The organism is Aminobacter sp. J41 (assembly GCF_000526635.1).
Taxonomy (GTDB): domain Bacteria; phylum Pseudomonadota; class Alphaproteobacteria; order Rhizobiales; family Rhizobiaceae; genus Aerobium.
This window is the reverse complement of sequence record NZ_JAGL01000024.1, coordinates 40,218-54,365: the sequence shown is the minus strand read 5'-3', so window position 1 is coordinate 54,365 and position 14,148 is coordinate 40,218. Positions and strand designations below refer to the sequence as shown.

The 14,148-nt window shown below is 64.0% G+C and carries 11 protein-coding genes; 5 read left to right on the top strand and 6 right to left on the bottom strand.

What is annotated here, in order from left to right:
- The coding region (locus tag L630_RS0115365) for a transposase (protein ID WP_024848669.1) at positions 1-315 on the top strand (315 nt) is incomplete at its 5' end.
- Between the two features lie 385 nt (positions 316-700).
- Here L630_RS0115365 and L630_RS0115355 read toward each other — a convergent pair.
- The 3 genes from L630_RS0115355 to L630_RS22240 form a co-directional block, all read right to left on the bottom strand.
- Positions 701-2,338 (bottom strand): VWA domain-containing protein, encoded by a 1,638-nt coding sequence (locus L630_RS0115355; protein WP_024849131.1) that lies wholly within the window; start codon positions 2,336-2,338, stop codon positions 701-703.
- Positions 2,339-2,486: 148 nt separating this feature from the next.
- The gene (folD, locus tag L630_RS0115350) at positions 2,487-3,383 is read right to left on the bottom strand and encodes a bifunctional methylenetetrahydrofolate dehydrogenase/methenyltetrahydrofolate cyclohydrolase FolD (protein WP_024849130.1); all 897 of its coding nucleotides are present in this window, start codon (positions 3,381-3,383) and stop codon (positions 2,487-2,489) included.
- Between the two features lie 130 nt (positions 3,384-3,513).
- Entirely contained in the window at positions 3,514-5,760 is a 2,247-nt protein-coding gene (locus L630_RS22240) for a GumC family protein (protein ID WP_024849129.1), read from the bottom strand.
- 169 nt (positions 5,761-5,929) lie between these two features.
- Between L630_RS22240 and proC the strand changes: the two genes are divergently transcribed.
- Positions 5,930-6,742: a pyrroline-5-carboxylate reductase gene (gene proC / locus L630_RS0115340; protein WP_024849128.1), complete on the top strand. Its 813-nt coding sequence runs from the start codon at positions 5,930-5,932 to the stop codon at positions 6,740-6,742.
- A gap of 9 nt (positions 6,743-6,751) precedes the next feature.
- Here proC and L630_RS0115335 read toward each other — a convergent pair whose 3' ends face one another.
- Complete coding sequence (locus tag L630_RS0115335; protein ID WP_024849127.1) at positions 6,752-8,071, bottom strand: NAD(P)H-dependent oxidoreductase; 1,320 nt, start codon at positions 8,069-8,071, stop codon at positions 6,752-6,754.
- 180 nt (positions 8,072-8,251) lie between these two features.
- Here L630_RS0115335 and L630_RS0115330 point away from each other — a divergent pair, with 180 nt between their 5' ends.
- On the top strand, positions 8,252-9,223 hold the full coding sequence (locus tag L630_RS0115330; protein ID WP_144703329.1) for a hypothetical protein: 972 nt from the start codon (positions 8,252-8,254) through the stop codon (positions 9,221-9,223).
- A gap of 9 nt (positions 9,224-9,232) precedes the next feature.
- On the opposite strand, the gene L630_RS0115325 is transcribed toward L630_RS0115330, so the two are convergent.
- Positions 9,233-10,105: a MurR/RpiR family transcriptional regulator gene (locus tag L630_RS0115325; protein ID WP_024849125.1), complete on the bottom strand. Its 873-nt coding sequence runs from the start codon at positions 10,103-10,105 to the stop codon at positions 9,233-9,235.
- A gap of 176 nt (positions 10,106-10,281) precedes the next feature.
- Between L630_RS0115325 and L630_RS0115320 the strand changes: the two genes are divergently transcribed.
- Both L630_RS0115320 and L630_RS0115315 read left to right on the top strand, forming a co-directional pair.
- On the top strand, positions 10,282-11,052 hold the full coding sequence (locus L630_RS0115320) for an N-formylglutamate amidohydrolase (protein ID WP_024849124.1): 771 nt from the start codon (positions 10,282-10,284) through the stop codon (positions 11,050-11,052).
- A gap of 679 nt (positions 11,053-11,731) precedes the next feature.
- Entirely contained in the window at positions 11,732-13,276 is a 1,545-nt protein-coding gene (locus tag L630_RS0115315; RefSeq protein ID WP_024849123.1) for a globin-coupled sensor protein, read from the top strand.
- Here L630_RS0115315 and L630_RS0115310 read toward each other — a convergent pair.
- Positions 13,273-14,025 (bottom strand): Crp/Fnr family transcriptional regulator, encoded by a 753-nt coding sequence (locus tag L630_RS0115310; RefSeq protein ID WP_024849122.1) that lies wholly within the window; start codon positions 14,023-14,025, stop codon positions 13,273-13,275. The two genes, L630_RS0115315 and L630_RS0115310, sit on opposite strands and share 4 nt — an antisense overlap.
- Positions 14,026-14,148 lie beyond the last annotated feature (123 nt).

Below are 14,148 nucleotides of genomic sequence, written 5' to 3'. Positions count from 1 at the left end.
ACGCTTCTTGCCCACATGCCGGAACTGGGACGGCTGTCGCCGAAGACGGCGGCGGCACTTGCCGGGCTTGCGCCGTTCAACGACGACAGCGGTCAGAAGCGCGGCCGGCGCGCCATTGCTGGCGGAAGGCCGCGGGTGCGCAAGGCACTCTACATGGCAGCGCTTGGAGCCATCCGGGCAAACCAGCGCTTCAAGGACTTCTACAGTGNCATTGCCCNGCGCTCNGGCTCGAAGAAGGTCGCCATCATCGCCGTCGCCCGAAAGCTCGTCACCGTCCTCAACGCCATGCTCCGGGACGGCAAAGCCTTCGCCTGACAAACACAGTTGCCATGCCGGAACGCTTCGGCAGCGTGCCAGCGTTGCGGGATAGGCTACAGGAGGCAGCGCGCCATCGGTGCAGGAAACGCGCTATCCGGACAACACAAACGTCGCGCTCTGGCAGCCCCCTCCACCATGCTTCGCATGGTCCCCCTCCCCCACTTTGTGGGGGAGGACCCGGGCGTCGAGGATCTTAAATACGTTATGCCCCGCCGTCTTTCCTGAGGGCTTCCTCATGGAGCGCTTCCCAATTGAGTGAGCTGTCCTCCACCGGCACGCCCCAGATTCTCCCCCCGAAGCGGGGGAGGTGCCGCCGCAGGCGGCGGAGGGGGCTGATGCGTACGCCCCTCGCGAGCAAAAGCCCCCCACTCACGGCCTGTTCTCAGGGGACGGTAATCTCGACCCGTTCGCCTTCCCTGACCGAAATGGCCTTCTCGACCTTCGGCTTGTCGCCGCTGTACTCGACCTCGACGACATAGTCGCCGCCGTTCAGGGTGGTCTGGAATTCGGCGTCGTAGCTGTAGTCGACCTGCTTGCGGTTGCCCTGAAGGTCCTTCTGCGCCTTGTAGACCCGGGTGATCGCCGCTTCGGGCGCCGTGACGGCGAGAACACCGGCGTTGAGGGGGATCTCGATCTCGGTCCGCTCGCCGACCTTCACGCTGAACGGCGCACCGCCGGCCGCAGCCTGGTAGCTGACCTCGGCATAGTAGTCGCCAGCCGGAAGCGCGACGTCGGCAGAGTTGTAATCGGTGCGGACGGTCTCGCGGGTTCCGTCGATGCGCTTTGCCGCCTTCTGGATGTGGATGGTTGCGCCGCTTTCAAGCACCATGCCCGGGACATAGGAGACGGTGATCGCCGCACGGCCGAGACCCACGACAATGTCCTTCTCGACGGTGCGGCCCGCCTCCAGCCGGAAGGTCTCGGTAGTCGAACCTTCGCCGATCGTCACCGTCGCCTTGATCTCGCCGGCGGGCAGGATGACGTCGGTCTCGCCGTATTCGTTCTCGGACTTGCCGTCATATTCGAAGCGGATTGTCGCACCTGAACTGACCTCGCCGCCCTCATGCTCGCGCGGGCGGATGATGACCCTGCCGGCATTCAGGATGAAATGCGGAGCGTTGAGCTGGTTCTCCTCGACCGTGACAAGCTGCGTGCTCTCGGCGTGCCCGTACCGGACTCTGAGGACATAATTGCCCGGCTCGAGGTTGGTCTTCCAGTCGTTGAATTGGGTTGTGATGCGCTCACCTGCCGAACCATCCGGCTGCGCCTTGTAGAGTTCCCAGGTCGGGCCGTCCTTGAGATCATCCGTGTCTTCTGACAGGGCAACGGTCGGCACGAAGTTGTACTCGAGCACGGCCTGCGTCGGTTCTGGCTCGGGTTCAGGTTCCGGCTCCGGAGCCGCCGCCACGGTCTGCGTCAGCGCATCTTTCAGCGACCCCGCATCCTTCGCCTGGATGAATTTGCCGCCGGTGTTTTCGGCAAGGCATGCGACCTTGCGGCCTTCTGCCTCGGACAGGCCGAAGCCGACGACATGCGCGGTGAAGTCTACGCCCGACTGCTCAAGCTCGCTGGCGAGCGCGCAGGGGTCCGCATTGCAGGTCTCGATGCCGTCGGTGATGAGGATGACAGTCGCCTTCTCCTCGGTGTAGCGCAGCGACTCGGCAGCCTGCTTCACGGCATCCGACAGCGGGGTCATGCCAATGAAGCGCATCCTGTCGGCAGCGTCGGCGATTTTCGATCCCATGCCGGCGGCCGGCTCGACGATCAGCTCGATGTCGGAGCAGACGCCCTTCTGGCGGTGGCCGTAAGCCATCAGGCCAAGTTCGAGATCGTCCGGCAGGGTGGAGAGCACGTTGCGCAGCGTTTCACGCGCGATCTCCAGCTTCGGCTTACCGCCGATCTGGCCCCACATGGAGCCGGAACCGTCGAGTACGATGATGGCGCGGTCAGCAGCAGTGGCCGCAGTGCCCGAGACTGCAAGCATCCCGCCGAGCAGGATGCTTCTGAGTAGTCCTCTCATAAAGTGTTGCCTCCCTGAGATTGCAGAACCCGCCCTTCGCAACCGAGGCTAGTCGAGGAAAATTCGCGTCGCAATCGGGAAGAAGAAGATGAAGAAGCAAAAAGGCCGGGAGTGACCCGGCCTTTGCTGTATCTGCTTAAAAGAAGTCTCAGAACTTCGGCGGCTGGACGCCGGCAACGCGGCAGGCGGACACGAGCGTATTTGCCATCAGCATGGCGATTGTCATCGGGCCGACGCCGCCCGGAACCGGGGTGATCGCGCCAGCGACCTTCGAGGCTCCCTCGAACTCGACGTCGCCGACGAGGCGCGACTTGCCCTCGCCCTTCTCGGGCGCCGGGATGCGGTTGATGCCGACGTCGATGACGGTCGCGCCTTCCTTGACCCAGTCGCCCTTGATCATCTCCGGACGGCCGACGGCAGCGACGAGGATGTCTGCGGTGCGGCAGAGCGCCGGCAGGTCCTTGGTGCGCGAGTGCGCGACAGTGACGGTGCAGTTGGCGGCGAGCAGCAGGTTCGCCATCGGCTTGCCGACGATGTTCGAGCGGCCGACGACGACGGCGTTGAGACCTGACAGGTCAGCGCCGCGCACGCGCTCGATCAGCAGCATCGAGCCGGCCGGGGTGCAGGGTACGAAGGCGGTCTCGACCTCGCCGGTGCCAAGCTTGCCGACATTGGCGAAGGTGAAGCCGTCGACGTCCTTTTCCGGAGCGATCGCCTGGATGATGGCGCCGGAGTCGATGTGGCCCGGCAGGGGCAACTGGACGAGAATGCCGTGGATCGAGCTGTCGGCGTTGAGCTCGTCGATCAGCTTGACCAGCTCGGCCTGCGATGTCTCGGCCGGCAGCGTGTGCTGGACGGACTTGAAGCCGCACTCCTTCGCCTTCTTGGACTTCGAGGCGACGTAGACCTGGCTTGCCGGATCCTCGCCAACGATGATGACGGCCAGACCGGGCGTTACACCCTTTGCCGTCAGCTCCTCAGAGGCTTTCTTCACCGTCGCCACGACGTCTTCGGCGACTTTCTTACCGTCGATAATTTCGGCCATTTCTCTTCCCGATCGCTGCGGATGGCGCCTCCCCCCGAGAGGCGAAGACGGCGCAGGGTATAGCACCTTGCGCCGCGAACAACGCGCTCTATTGCGTCGCGGGTTCTTTACGCTGCGACAGGAAGAAATCTCAAGAGCCGAAGCGGCGATGCTTCGGATTGTATACAGATCTCTCGTCCGCGAAGTCCTCGATGGCTTCGCGGAACTCGCGCAGGCTGCGGCGGATCTCGTTGATCGCCGCGTCGGTGCGCTCGTCGACATAGGCGTCCTGGTCGGTCCACCGCGACTCGTTGGCCGCCTGCGGATGCTGCGGCGTATGGGTCGAGACGTGCTGGGGCACGGCGTGGATCACTTGCGGTGCGGGCAGCGCGGCCGCCTGCGGCTGCACCGGCTGCGGAACCTGGACGACGATCACCTGCGGCATCGGCTGGGGCTGCGGTGGCGGCACCATCTGTGCCCAGCCGCGCATCGCCGCCCACGGATCGTAGGGCATGGGCATTTGCGGCATCGGCATTGCCGCATAGGGATGCTGCGCCGGTTGCGGATAAGGCCATGCGGGCACCGGCTGCGGATGCATCGGCTGCGGCATCATCTGCGGCTGCATGGGCGGCATCGGCGCCGGATACAGCGGTGCCGCGTGCATCTGCGGATAGCCGGGCGCTGCCGGATAATGCTGCTGCGCGGCGGGCGCTACGCCATGTGCGGTCTGCGCCGGCTGTTGCTGCGGGGCGGCGGGATGCTGGTGGTGCGGATAGGCATACATGGTGGCGGGGTCCTTGCCTGTGTCCTGCGCGTAAAGGTCGGAATATTCGGGGATTTCCTGATGCTCCGTCGCCGAAGCGTCGCTGCCTGCTGCCACTTCCTCGCGCCTGCGACGACGCAGGGACGAAAAACCGAAGCCGAACAGGAGACCTGCGAGACCGCCAGCCCCCGCAAGATGCGGAACCGAGGGGCTGCTGGAATTGAGAGGCGGCTCAGCCTGCGAGATGATGCTCGGCGCACCATCGGGCGGCGTGCCCGGCTGCGTTGCCTGCAGCGCCTGCTCATAGGCGGAACGCTTGACCGCGGCCTGGCGCTCGAGTTCGCGAAGCTCGACCAGTTCGTCGCCGATATTGCCCTGGCGCACCTTCATCTGCGCGAGCTTGGCGGCAAGCTGCTGTTCCTGCTCGACGGCGCGCTTGAGTTCAGTCTGCAGCGAAGAGGCAACGCGGCGCAGCTCCGCAGAAATCTCCTGGCGGGCTGCCTCGACCTCGGCTTCGGCGGCAAGGCGTTCCGGATGGCGCGGCCCGAGCTTGACCCGCAGCCGGTCGAGCTGCTGGCGGGCGGCGGCATAGCGGGCGCGCAGCTCGGTCAGCGTCGGCGAGGCAACCTGCTCCGGCAGCGAACCGGTGACGATCGAGTCGACATTGGCATCGCGCGTCGAGGCGGCGCGGGCGTTAAGCTCGACGGTGCGGGCGCGGGCGGCTGAAAGCTGCTCGCCGAGGCGCTGGATCTCCTCGTCGGTAATCAGAGTGCCCTGCGCGTCGATGAGTTCATGGCGGGCCTTGAAGGCTTCGACCGCGCGTTCGGCCTGCGCAACCGCATCGCGCAGCTCGGTAAGGCGGGCCTCGTCGGCCACCTGGCCGCCGCTCTTCTCGACGAAGATCGCTGCGACGGTGTTGGCGATCAGCGCCGACTTCTGCGGATCGGCGGTCTTGGCCGAAACCGTGATGACGGAAGAATTGCCGCTCTGTTCGACGGAAAGCGAGCGACCAAGCGAGGTGATGGCGCGGCGTCGGCGCTGGTCAGCGGCATCATCGCCGGTGAAAAGCGCCAGGATGCCGTTCGGCGCGCCGTTGAACTCGGGGTCAGCGGCGAGGTTGAGCTTGTCGGCCACCGCCGACAGCGTCGAGCCGGAGCGCAGCATGCGCAGCTGGTTGTCGACGCCGCCCTGCTCGATTAGCAGTTCGGAGGTCGCGACATAAGACTGCGGCCAGGCAAGCGCGATCGCGGCGCCAGCCAGCGCGCCGGCGAGCGCCAGCGCCAGTGGGCTTGCGAGCCTGCTGCGCACCGTCGGCGTCTCGGGAGCGATGACCGGCTTTGCCAGCAGTTCGTCGGCAATCGAGGTACGGATTTCGCTTACGGACTGGTCCAGCGCGGGTTCGGGCTGCGCGTAGAACTGCGGCTGAGGCTCGGGCTGATACTGCTGCTGCGGCGCTTCCATCACCGGTTGAGGCGCAACGGTCGGCCGCGCGTCGCGCGCCTCGCCAGCGTTAACAGCAGCAATCGATTCCTTAACGTCTTCCCGCGCACTCGCGCGCTGATCGGCATAAAGCGAAGCCATCGTCAGAAGCGACGGCGCCCGACCCTGCTTGAGATGTCTTTCGGAACCCGCCATTGGAGCCTGCAAATTCGCGGAACGCGGGCGGCTGCCCGCAATCGTTAAGCCAAGCTAAACAACGATGGGTAACAAAAGGTTAATCCGCAGTACAACCAGAAGTGGCAGGCACTAGACGCGGGCTGGCCGGAGTGCTGTTCTCACGCCACGCGACTCACGGAGAAGAACAATGTCAGCGAAACTGGTGCTCGTCGGATGCGGCAACATGGGCTACGCCATGCTGGAAGGCTGGCTGAAGTCCGGTCTTATCAAGGCGGCCGAGACCGTCGTCGTCGAACCCGCCGATGCCCTGCGCGAACGCGCCGCAAAGCTTGGCGTCACGGCGCTTGCCTCGGCAGATGAAACTCCCGCCGACGCGGCGCCGAAGCTCGTCGTCTTCGCGGTCAAACCGCAGGTGATCCTCAACGTTATCCCAGCCTACGCGAAGTACAACGCAAACGCGACGTACCTCTCCGTCGCAGCAGGCACGCCGATCGCCGCCTATGAAAAAATCCTCGGCAGCGACACGCCGATCGTCCGTTGCATGCCGAACACCCCCGCCGCCATCGGCAAGGGCATGATGGTCACCGTCACCAACGGCAAGGTATCGGCGGAAGCCGAAAAATTCGTCCGTGATCTGCTGGCGACAAACGGCGAGGTGGCTTCCGTGGACGACGAGTCACTGATGGATGCGGTGACAGCCGTCTCGGGCTCGGGCCCGGCCTATATCTTCCACTTCATCGAGTGCCTGACGGCTGCGGCGGAAAACGCCGGGCTTCCGCTTGAAACCGCGAAGCTGCTGGCGATGCAGACCGTGTTCGGCGCAGCCTCGCTTGCTGCCGAAAGCCGCACGGAGCCGGGCGAGCTGCGGCGCCAGGTGACCAGCCCGAACGGCACGACCGCCGCTGCGCTCGACGTGCTGATGGGCGAGGACCGGCTGAAGAAGCTGGTGACCGAGGCCGTGGAGGCAGCCCGGCTGCGCTCCATCGAACTTGGCAAGTAAAACGATCGATCAGCCCAGCGCCGCGACCATCTCATCCTGCTTGCGGCGCAGGGCAACCAGCGGGGAATCCGGCCGCGGAGCGGCATTGGCGTAGGTGATGAGCTCGCCCTTCGCGATCGGCGCAGTTACGGTGCCGCCCTCAAGCAGGCCGCACGGAACGGCGTTCGCCGCGCGCGCATCCTCGACCGACATCGCCCACGAGCGATAGGTGTACTCGCCAATCGCATCGAGATGTTCGCCAGGCTTCAGGTCGCGCTTGGCGACCGCGCAGACTTCGGCCACCGGCTTGATCAGCGGCACCATGTCGGCCTTGCCATAGAGCACGGCGCGGGCGCAGGACAGCGGCACTTCCAGGCTGGTAAGGTGATACGGACGGTAGAAGGTGAAATACGGCCCTTCGCCAAGCTTCAGGTCGTTCATGCGCTCCCGCAGGCGCGGATGCGCCATTTCCGCGATCACGAACACGCCGGGCGCCACGCCCTTGCCGATCGAATAATCAACGACGCCCTTGCGCGAGAGGATGCCACCATCCTCGACCGGGCAAAGAACCCGCGGCAGGTCTTCCAGCGAAGCTGCCGGTCCGTGCATGCCGGGAAGATCCGGCACGAGGCCAGTCGCGTTTGCGATCGCCGTCATCTCGACCATGGTCTTGGAGCCGTCGACAAACTCGACCAGCATGCGCGGGTTCATGTTCCGGCGCTCGGCTTCCTCGCGGTACTGGTCGGGCGTCGCGTCGTGGTTGAGCGGGTTGTTCTTGCCCTTGCCGGCGGCGACGACCGTGTGGCCCATCGCGGTGACGAACTCGATCAGCTCCATGCAGGACGACGGCTCGTCACCGGCACCTACGGTGTAGACGACGCCGGCCCTGTCGGCGGCCTGCTTCAGGTAGGCGCCGACGGTCACGTCCGCCTCGACATTCATCATGACGAGGTGCTTGCCGTGCTCGATGGTTTTCAAGCCGATCTCGGCGCCCGCAACCGGCTTGCCGGTCGCATCGACGACGACGTCGATGTGGGGGCTGTTCATCAAGAGGTCGGCGTCAGGGATGATCGCGGTCTTGCCCTGCTCGATCAGCTCGGCCATGCGCGAGGAATTCTGCGCCTCGCCGGCGCTGTCTGCCTCACGGCCGGCAATGGCGATTGCCTCCTGGGCGCGGCCGCCGCGGCGGTCGACGATCGCGGCAACCTCAAGGCCGGGCATCAGCGCGACCTGGGTGACGATATCCGTTCCCATCTCGCCGCAGCCGACTACACCGATACGCACAGGGCGGCCCTCAGCGGCCCGTTGCGCCAGATCACGGGCAAGCCCCGTCAGGGCGACATTGGTCATGCGGCATCCAGTCTTTGGCAGGAACGAGAACTAGACCCGGCGAGATAGACGAGCGCTGGCGATTGTCAACTCTCGCCAGGCCGCCCGGCACCTTCCGCACGGTTCGTGCAAGCTTGCACTGCTAGGCTCCGAAAGGAAACAGGAGCAGGAAGGCGTTAGCCCAACATGGTCAGGCGTATCATGATTCTACTTACCCGCCAGCTTTCGCCGGCGGTGCGGTTCGCGATCATCATCACCGCGGCGACGTGCTGCGTGCTGACGATCAATCTCTTGTTATGGTGGGGCCTGTCTGGCCTCAGCACGCTGTTGTCGGCGCTGCTCCTGGGGCCGGTCTTCCTCGCGTCCCTCAGCGCTGTCGGCACCCTTGCCGGCTATCTTGCCTTCAAAGAACTTGAGCCGCGCGGCCTCGAAATCGAGCGGCTTGAAACCAACCTGCGCTGCTATGAGGCCGAGCTTGAGGAGCGCCAGCGCGCCGCGCGCGCGCATGCGGCCATCGCGCGCCTGATGGAAGCTGGCGTGCGCCACCTCGCCGACGGCACCTACTCCTCGCGCATCACGGTCGAGCTGCCGCAGCCGTACCGCTCCTTCCCAAGCTACTTCAACACGGTTGCGTCCCGTCTCGAGGGCATGACCAACCGACGCGAGGAAAGCATCCACGTTTCCGAGATGATCGATGCCAAGGCGCACGAAATCATCGAGGCTGCGGACACGCTGAAGCGCCGCGCCGAAAAGCTCGCCGAGCGGGTCGTCACGGACCTAGAGGCCATCGAGAAGGGCGCCGAGAAGCACACGGCCGAAGCCCTGAAGCTCGCCCAGTACACGATGGGCGGCGTGAAGATCGCCACCAACCGCAACATCGAGGCAGCAACCCAGCTTGCCGAGATGGGCCGTCTTGTCGCCGAACAGGCGGGACAGCTGCGCGCGATTGTCGAGGAAGAGATCAAGCCGGAGATGAGCGACGTTTCCGAGGGCGAGGAAGAAGTCGTCATCGAGGAAGAAGTCATCTTCGCCGAGAACGAAGAGTTCGCAGCCGAGGTCGTGGCTTCTGAGGACGTTGAGACCGAGGAAGCTGTTTCCGACGAGGAGACCATCATCCCCGCCAAAACCGAGGGATCGGAAAACAGGCAGCTGCCGGCGATTGCCGCCGCCTGACTTCTTCGATCAGACGAACTTGCGGAACATCTTCGTCTGATCGAACAGCTCTTCGAGCGTCTTGACGCGGGCGCTCGTTTCCTCCCAGCCCGCGTCCTGCACCGCGGCGATCACCGCCTCGACGATAAACAGCGTCACGACCGACGAGTCCCACGCCGACGGCGCCTCGATGCGCGCGTGGAACGCATGGGCCGCCTGTTTCGCCAGCGGCGAGCCCCACTGGTCGGTAAACAGTACGATCTGCGCACCCTTCGCCCGCGCCATTTCAGCCAGCCGCATCAGCTCCTGCTCGTAGCGGCGCACGTCGAAGGCAACGAGCACGTCGCCCGGCTTCATGTCGAGCACATAGTGCGGCCAGGTGTTGGCGTTGGGCGCGATCAGTGTCACCCCACTGCGAATGACCTGCATGTGCGTGAACAGGTAATCGGCAAGTGAGCGGGTGATCCTGCCGCCGACGATATAGACAGAGCGTTCACGGTCGCCGAGCAGGGCAACAACCTCGTTGAACGTCTCGGGCGACAGCTGGCGCAACGTCTGCCCGAGGTTTTCCATCACCTGTTCGGCAAAACGATTGAGGATGTGCGTGTCCGGCGCCGGCGCCCAGCGGTCACGGCGCGCAATCGGGTTAGAGATCGTCGCCTCGAGCTCGCTGCGCAGCGCCGCCTGCATTTCCGGGAAACCGGCAAAGCCGAGCTTCTTTGCCATCCGCACGACGGTCGGCGTCGACACGCCCGAGCCCTGCGCCACCGCCGTGATCGAGTCGAGCCCCAGCACCGGGTAGTTTGCCAGCATCGCGTTTGCGAGCTGCCGCTCGGCGCGTGTCAGACGGTCGAAACTCGCCCGCATCCGCTCGGCAACAGTGAGGTCCTGCGTCTTCTTCATTCACGCTCCCCAGGTTGCGTCCGACACCCGCCTTCCGCGTCTGAATAGAATGCATCACCGCACTGCTTTTGGAAGAGAAAGTTTCAGTTCCGTCTTGACTATCACCTAGCGTCTGAAATGATGCTTTTAGTTCAACCGCATGAACCGGTTGCGCGGTTCAGCTACGAGGCGTTGGAATGAGCGACAAGCGTGCTGCCGGACAATATGTCGAAACCAGAAATCCCTCCGGTTCCGGGCCTTACCTGCTCGTCTGCGAACACGCGTCCAAGCATATCCCGCCTGAATTCGCGGACCTTGGCCTGCCAAAGGAAGCGCTGACCAGCCACATCGCCTGGGACCCGGGCGCATTGGCCGTTGCGCTCGAACTGTCGCGGCTGCTCGACGCACCGCTGATCTTCCAGAACGCTTCGCGCCTCATCTACGACTGCAACCGGCCGCCGCACGAGCCGTCGGCCATGCCCGCCGTCAGCGAGGTCTACCAGGTTCCGGGCAACGCCAACCTGACGCAGGAAGACCGCGACCGCCGCGCCGAGGAATTCTACTTCCCATTCCGGGGCGCCCTTGCCGCCCATCTCGACGCGCGCAAGGACACGCCGACAATCGTGACAGTCCACTCGTTCACGCCGATCTACCATGGCAAACAGCGTGCGGTTGAAATCGGCATCCTGCACGACACGGACGACCGGATCGCACAGGGCATGATGAAGGCCGCGCGCGGTGAAGCGACTTCTTACAATGTCCAGCTCAACGAGCCCTATGGCCCGGCTGATGGCGTTACCCATACCCTGCGCGAGCACGCCCTGACGCGCGGCCTGCCGAACGTCATGATCGAAGTCCGCAACGACCTGATTGCCGACGAGGCATCGCAGAAGGCCATGGCGCAGACATTGTGCGGCTGGATCCGGAGCGCACAGGACGGCCTGAGCCACCCGGAAACGGAAGACTGAACCGGCATGGCGCCGGCGCAGCTGGCGCCTTCTTCCCCATCTTCAACACGGACGGCCGAAAACCATCTTCGGGCCTCGGTACTTGGGAACTGCGGCATCTCCGCTTCGCTCCTCTCCCCGTTCACGGGGAGAGGATGCCGGCAGGCAGGTGAGGGCCAGTTTCGGCGCCGGCGGCAGATGGCGACGCTGGCACTTCCTCGCCAGTGCCCCATCCCTGATTCGTGTCCCTGCGTCCATGCTGGCAATGGCCAGGCGCGGCGCTCCTCTGCGCAACTGCCGCAGCCTTGGCGAGGAACTTCGAAGAAGAAGTTTCGCCAAACTAAGATTTTTTATTATATTTCTGCGAACTAATGCGGCATCCGCGCGTCAAATGGGCACTTTCCTGACTTATGCAAAAATGGATGCTTGGGACAAGCGCAGTGCAGTTAGCGAATTACCACAATCACTTATTACACCGAGGCCGAGTAATTCGACACACAACAGAAGAAAATGTCGCTTTAGTTGGGATGCGATCTTCGAGTAACAAGAAGTCATTTGGATTTTCGGGTTCTGTAAATTTCATTGACAGATTTCGGAAATTATTTGTGGCGTCTTGACGGCAGCTTCCGTAACGTTAACTATACGAATGCACGGTATCGTACAAACGGTAGCGTGCATTACTCCGAGCGGGGGCTGGAGCATGATCGGACAGGAGCGAGTGAGGGAGCTCGAGGAACGCCTCGACTTCATCGGCCTTGATGCGCAGGGCAAACAGGCGCTGCAGGACACTGCGCCTCTCGTCAACAAGCTGATCAGGCCAGCACTCGAGAGCTTCTACCGCAAGGTTCGGGGCAGCGAGAAACTCCGGAGCTACTTCGCCGACGAAGCGCACATGAACGTCGCGGCCGATCACCAGGCACGACATTGGGCACTGATCCTCAAGGGCGAATTCACCAAAGACTATCACGACGCCGTGCGCAGGATCGGCGCGATTCACGCGCAGATTGGGCTCGAGCCGCGCTGGTACATTGCCGGCTACGCGATCGTCCTTGAAGAACTGCTGATGGGCCTGCTGAGCGACAGCAACTCGCAGAAGCAGCAACCTTCGTTCCTGCGGCGTTCACATGCAGAAGTCGACGAGAGCCTGCCCGCACGCGTCAGCGCGCTGGTGAAGGCCGCACTCCTCGACATGGAAATCGCCACCTCCGTCTACCTCGACAACCTCGAGGCCAAACGGCAGGAGGCTGAGTCGCAACTTGCCTTTGCGCTGGACGGCGTTGCCGCTGCACTCGACCAGCTCGCGCAGGGCGACCTCTCGGTTTCGGTCAACGCGTCGATCTCGGAGAAATCCGGACACCTCGCGTCCAGCTTCAACGCAGCAGTGGCTAGCCTGCGCAGCGTGATTTCAGCGGTCAACACTGCCGCCAGCAATGTGCGCAGCGGCGCCGCCGAAATTGCCAATGCCTCCTCGGAAGCCGGACGGCGTTGCGAGCGGCAGGCGGCAGCGCTGGAAGAATCGGTCGCGGCCATTTCGGAACTTGCCTCTGCCATCCGCGAAACCGCGTCGGGCGCCACCGATGCTGCGGCCACCGTTTCCGGTATCATGAAGAAGGCGGATGCCGGTGCGTCGCTCGCAGCCAAAACCGTCGCGGCGATGGGCGAGATCAGCGCCTCGTCGAGCCGCGTTTCACAGATCATCGACGTCATCGACGACATCGCCTTCCAGACCAACCTGCTCGCGCTCAATGCCGGGATCGAGGCGGCGCGCGCTGGTGAATCCGGCCGCGGCTTTGCCGTCGTCGCCTCCGAGGTGCGGGCGCTCGCCCAGCGCTCGGCCGAGGCGGCGAAGGAGATCGCCAAGCTGATCCGTTCGAGCAACGAACAGGTGTCCGAAGGTGTAGGTCTTGTCGGCGAAACCGAAACCGCGCTGTCGGGGATTGCCGACGAACTGCGCAGGACCGAAGAACTTGTTTCCAACATAGCAAAGCTCGCCAGTGCCCAGGCGGCGAGCATCGGCGAACTGTCCGCGACGATCGACCAGATCGACCGCGCGACGCAGCAGAACGCCGCGATGATTGAAGAAAATAGCGCCGCGAGCCGCTCGCTGGCGCTTGAATCGGAGACCCTGGCCGACATCGTCGCCAGGTTCCGAGCCACCGGCGGTGAGGCGGGGGGTGTAAGCCGGGGGGGCAACTATGCTCCCCGCCCCGCCGGTTGGTCAGAAGAACTCGCGCAGTCGGCCTAGAAGGAACCGACCTCCGTCGCCTCGAATGTCGTCGCCGTTCCACCGAGCGGGCGCTCGGACGCGATCCGGATGCGGCGGTAGCATTCGCAGGAGCGCTGTTCGAGAATGTCGCGGCGGACGACGTTCATCTCGCCGCGATGGTAGGAGATCGCGCCTGCTTCCATCAGGTCGATGCAGATCGCATTCACCGTCGCGCGCCTCAATGCCAGCAGCGAGGCGATCGCCTCCTGCGTGATGTGGAAATGATCGCTCGCAACCCGGTCGTGCGCATGAAGGAGCCAGCGGACCACGCGCTGCTCGGCCGAATGCAGGCTGTTGCAGGCAACCGTCTCCATCAGCTGGACGATGTGCGCCTTGGCGTAGCGAAGCATGAACTGACGCACGCAGACGAACCGCTCCAGAGCGACGTCGAGGTCCTGCATCGAGACCCAGGCTGCGGTGCCGCCGATCTGCACCACCGAGCGCCCAAGCGTCTCGCCACCGCCCATGATCAGCGAAAAGCCAACGAAGCCTTCGGGGCCGATTGACGATTTTTCGACACTGTGGCCGCTTTCCATCTGCGAGATCAGCGAAATGACGCCCTCATGCGGAAAAATGGCATGAGTAACCGGAGCGCCTTCCTCGTAGAGGACTTCGCCCGCCTTCAACTCGCGCACCTCGGCACATTGCTCGAAAAATTCCCTCGCGTGCGGCTGAACAGAGGCCAGGAGCTTGTTGCCCTTGGTGGATCGCACTAGCGGCATAGTCATCGGCCGAAAGTCTCCTCGCATCTCTGCCGTTTTAGCCACGGTTATTCAGCGATTCTTAAACCACGATTAACCACCACAACCTGTAGGCGACAATACGCCGGGCTCAAACAGAAGATCATGCGT

Excerpts from the sequence above, each read along its gene's own strand:
- L630_RS0115310 (WP_024849122.1), bottom strand. The coding sequence starts at position 14,025 with ATGACTATGCCGCTAGTGCGATCCACCAAGGGCAACAAGCTCCTGGCC.
- folD (WP_024849130.1), bottom strand. The coding sequence starts at position 3,383 with ATGGCCGAAATTATCGACGGTAAGAAAGTCGCCGAAGACGTCGTGGCG.
- L630_RS0115330 (WP_144703329.1), top strand. The coding sequence starts at position 8,252 with ATGATTCTACTTACCCGCCAGCTTTCGCCGGCGGTGCGGTTCGCGATC.
- L630_RS0115325 (WP_024849125.1), bottom strand. The coding sequence starts at position 10,105 with ATGAAGAAGACGCAGGACCTCACTGTTGCCGAGCGGATGCGGGCGAGT.
- proC (WP_024849128.1), top strand. The coding sequence starts at position 5,930 with ATGTCAGCGAAACTGGTGCTCGTCGGATGCGGCAACATGGGCTACGCC.
- L630_RS0115315 (WP_024849123.1), top strand. The coding sequence starts at position 11,732 with ATGATCGGACAGGAGCGAGTGAGGGAGCTCGAGGAACGCCTCGACTTC.
- L630_RS0115355 (WP_024849131.1), bottom strand. The coding sequence starts at position 2,338 with ATGAGAGGACTACTCAGAAGCATCCTGCTCGGCGGGATGCTTGCAGTC.
- L630_RS22240 (WP_024849129.1), bottom strand. The coding sequence starts at position 5,760 with ATGGCGGGTTCCGAAAGACATCTCAAGCAGGGTCGGGCGCCGTCGCTT.
- L630_RS0115335 (WP_024849127.1), bottom strand. The coding sequence starts at position 8,071 with ATGACCAATGTCGCCCTGACGGGGCTTGCCCGTGATCTGGCGCAACGG.
- L630_RS0115320 (WP_024849124.1), top strand. The coding sequence starts at position 10,282 with ATGAGCGACAAGCGTGCTGCCGGACAATATGTCGAAACCAGAAATCCC.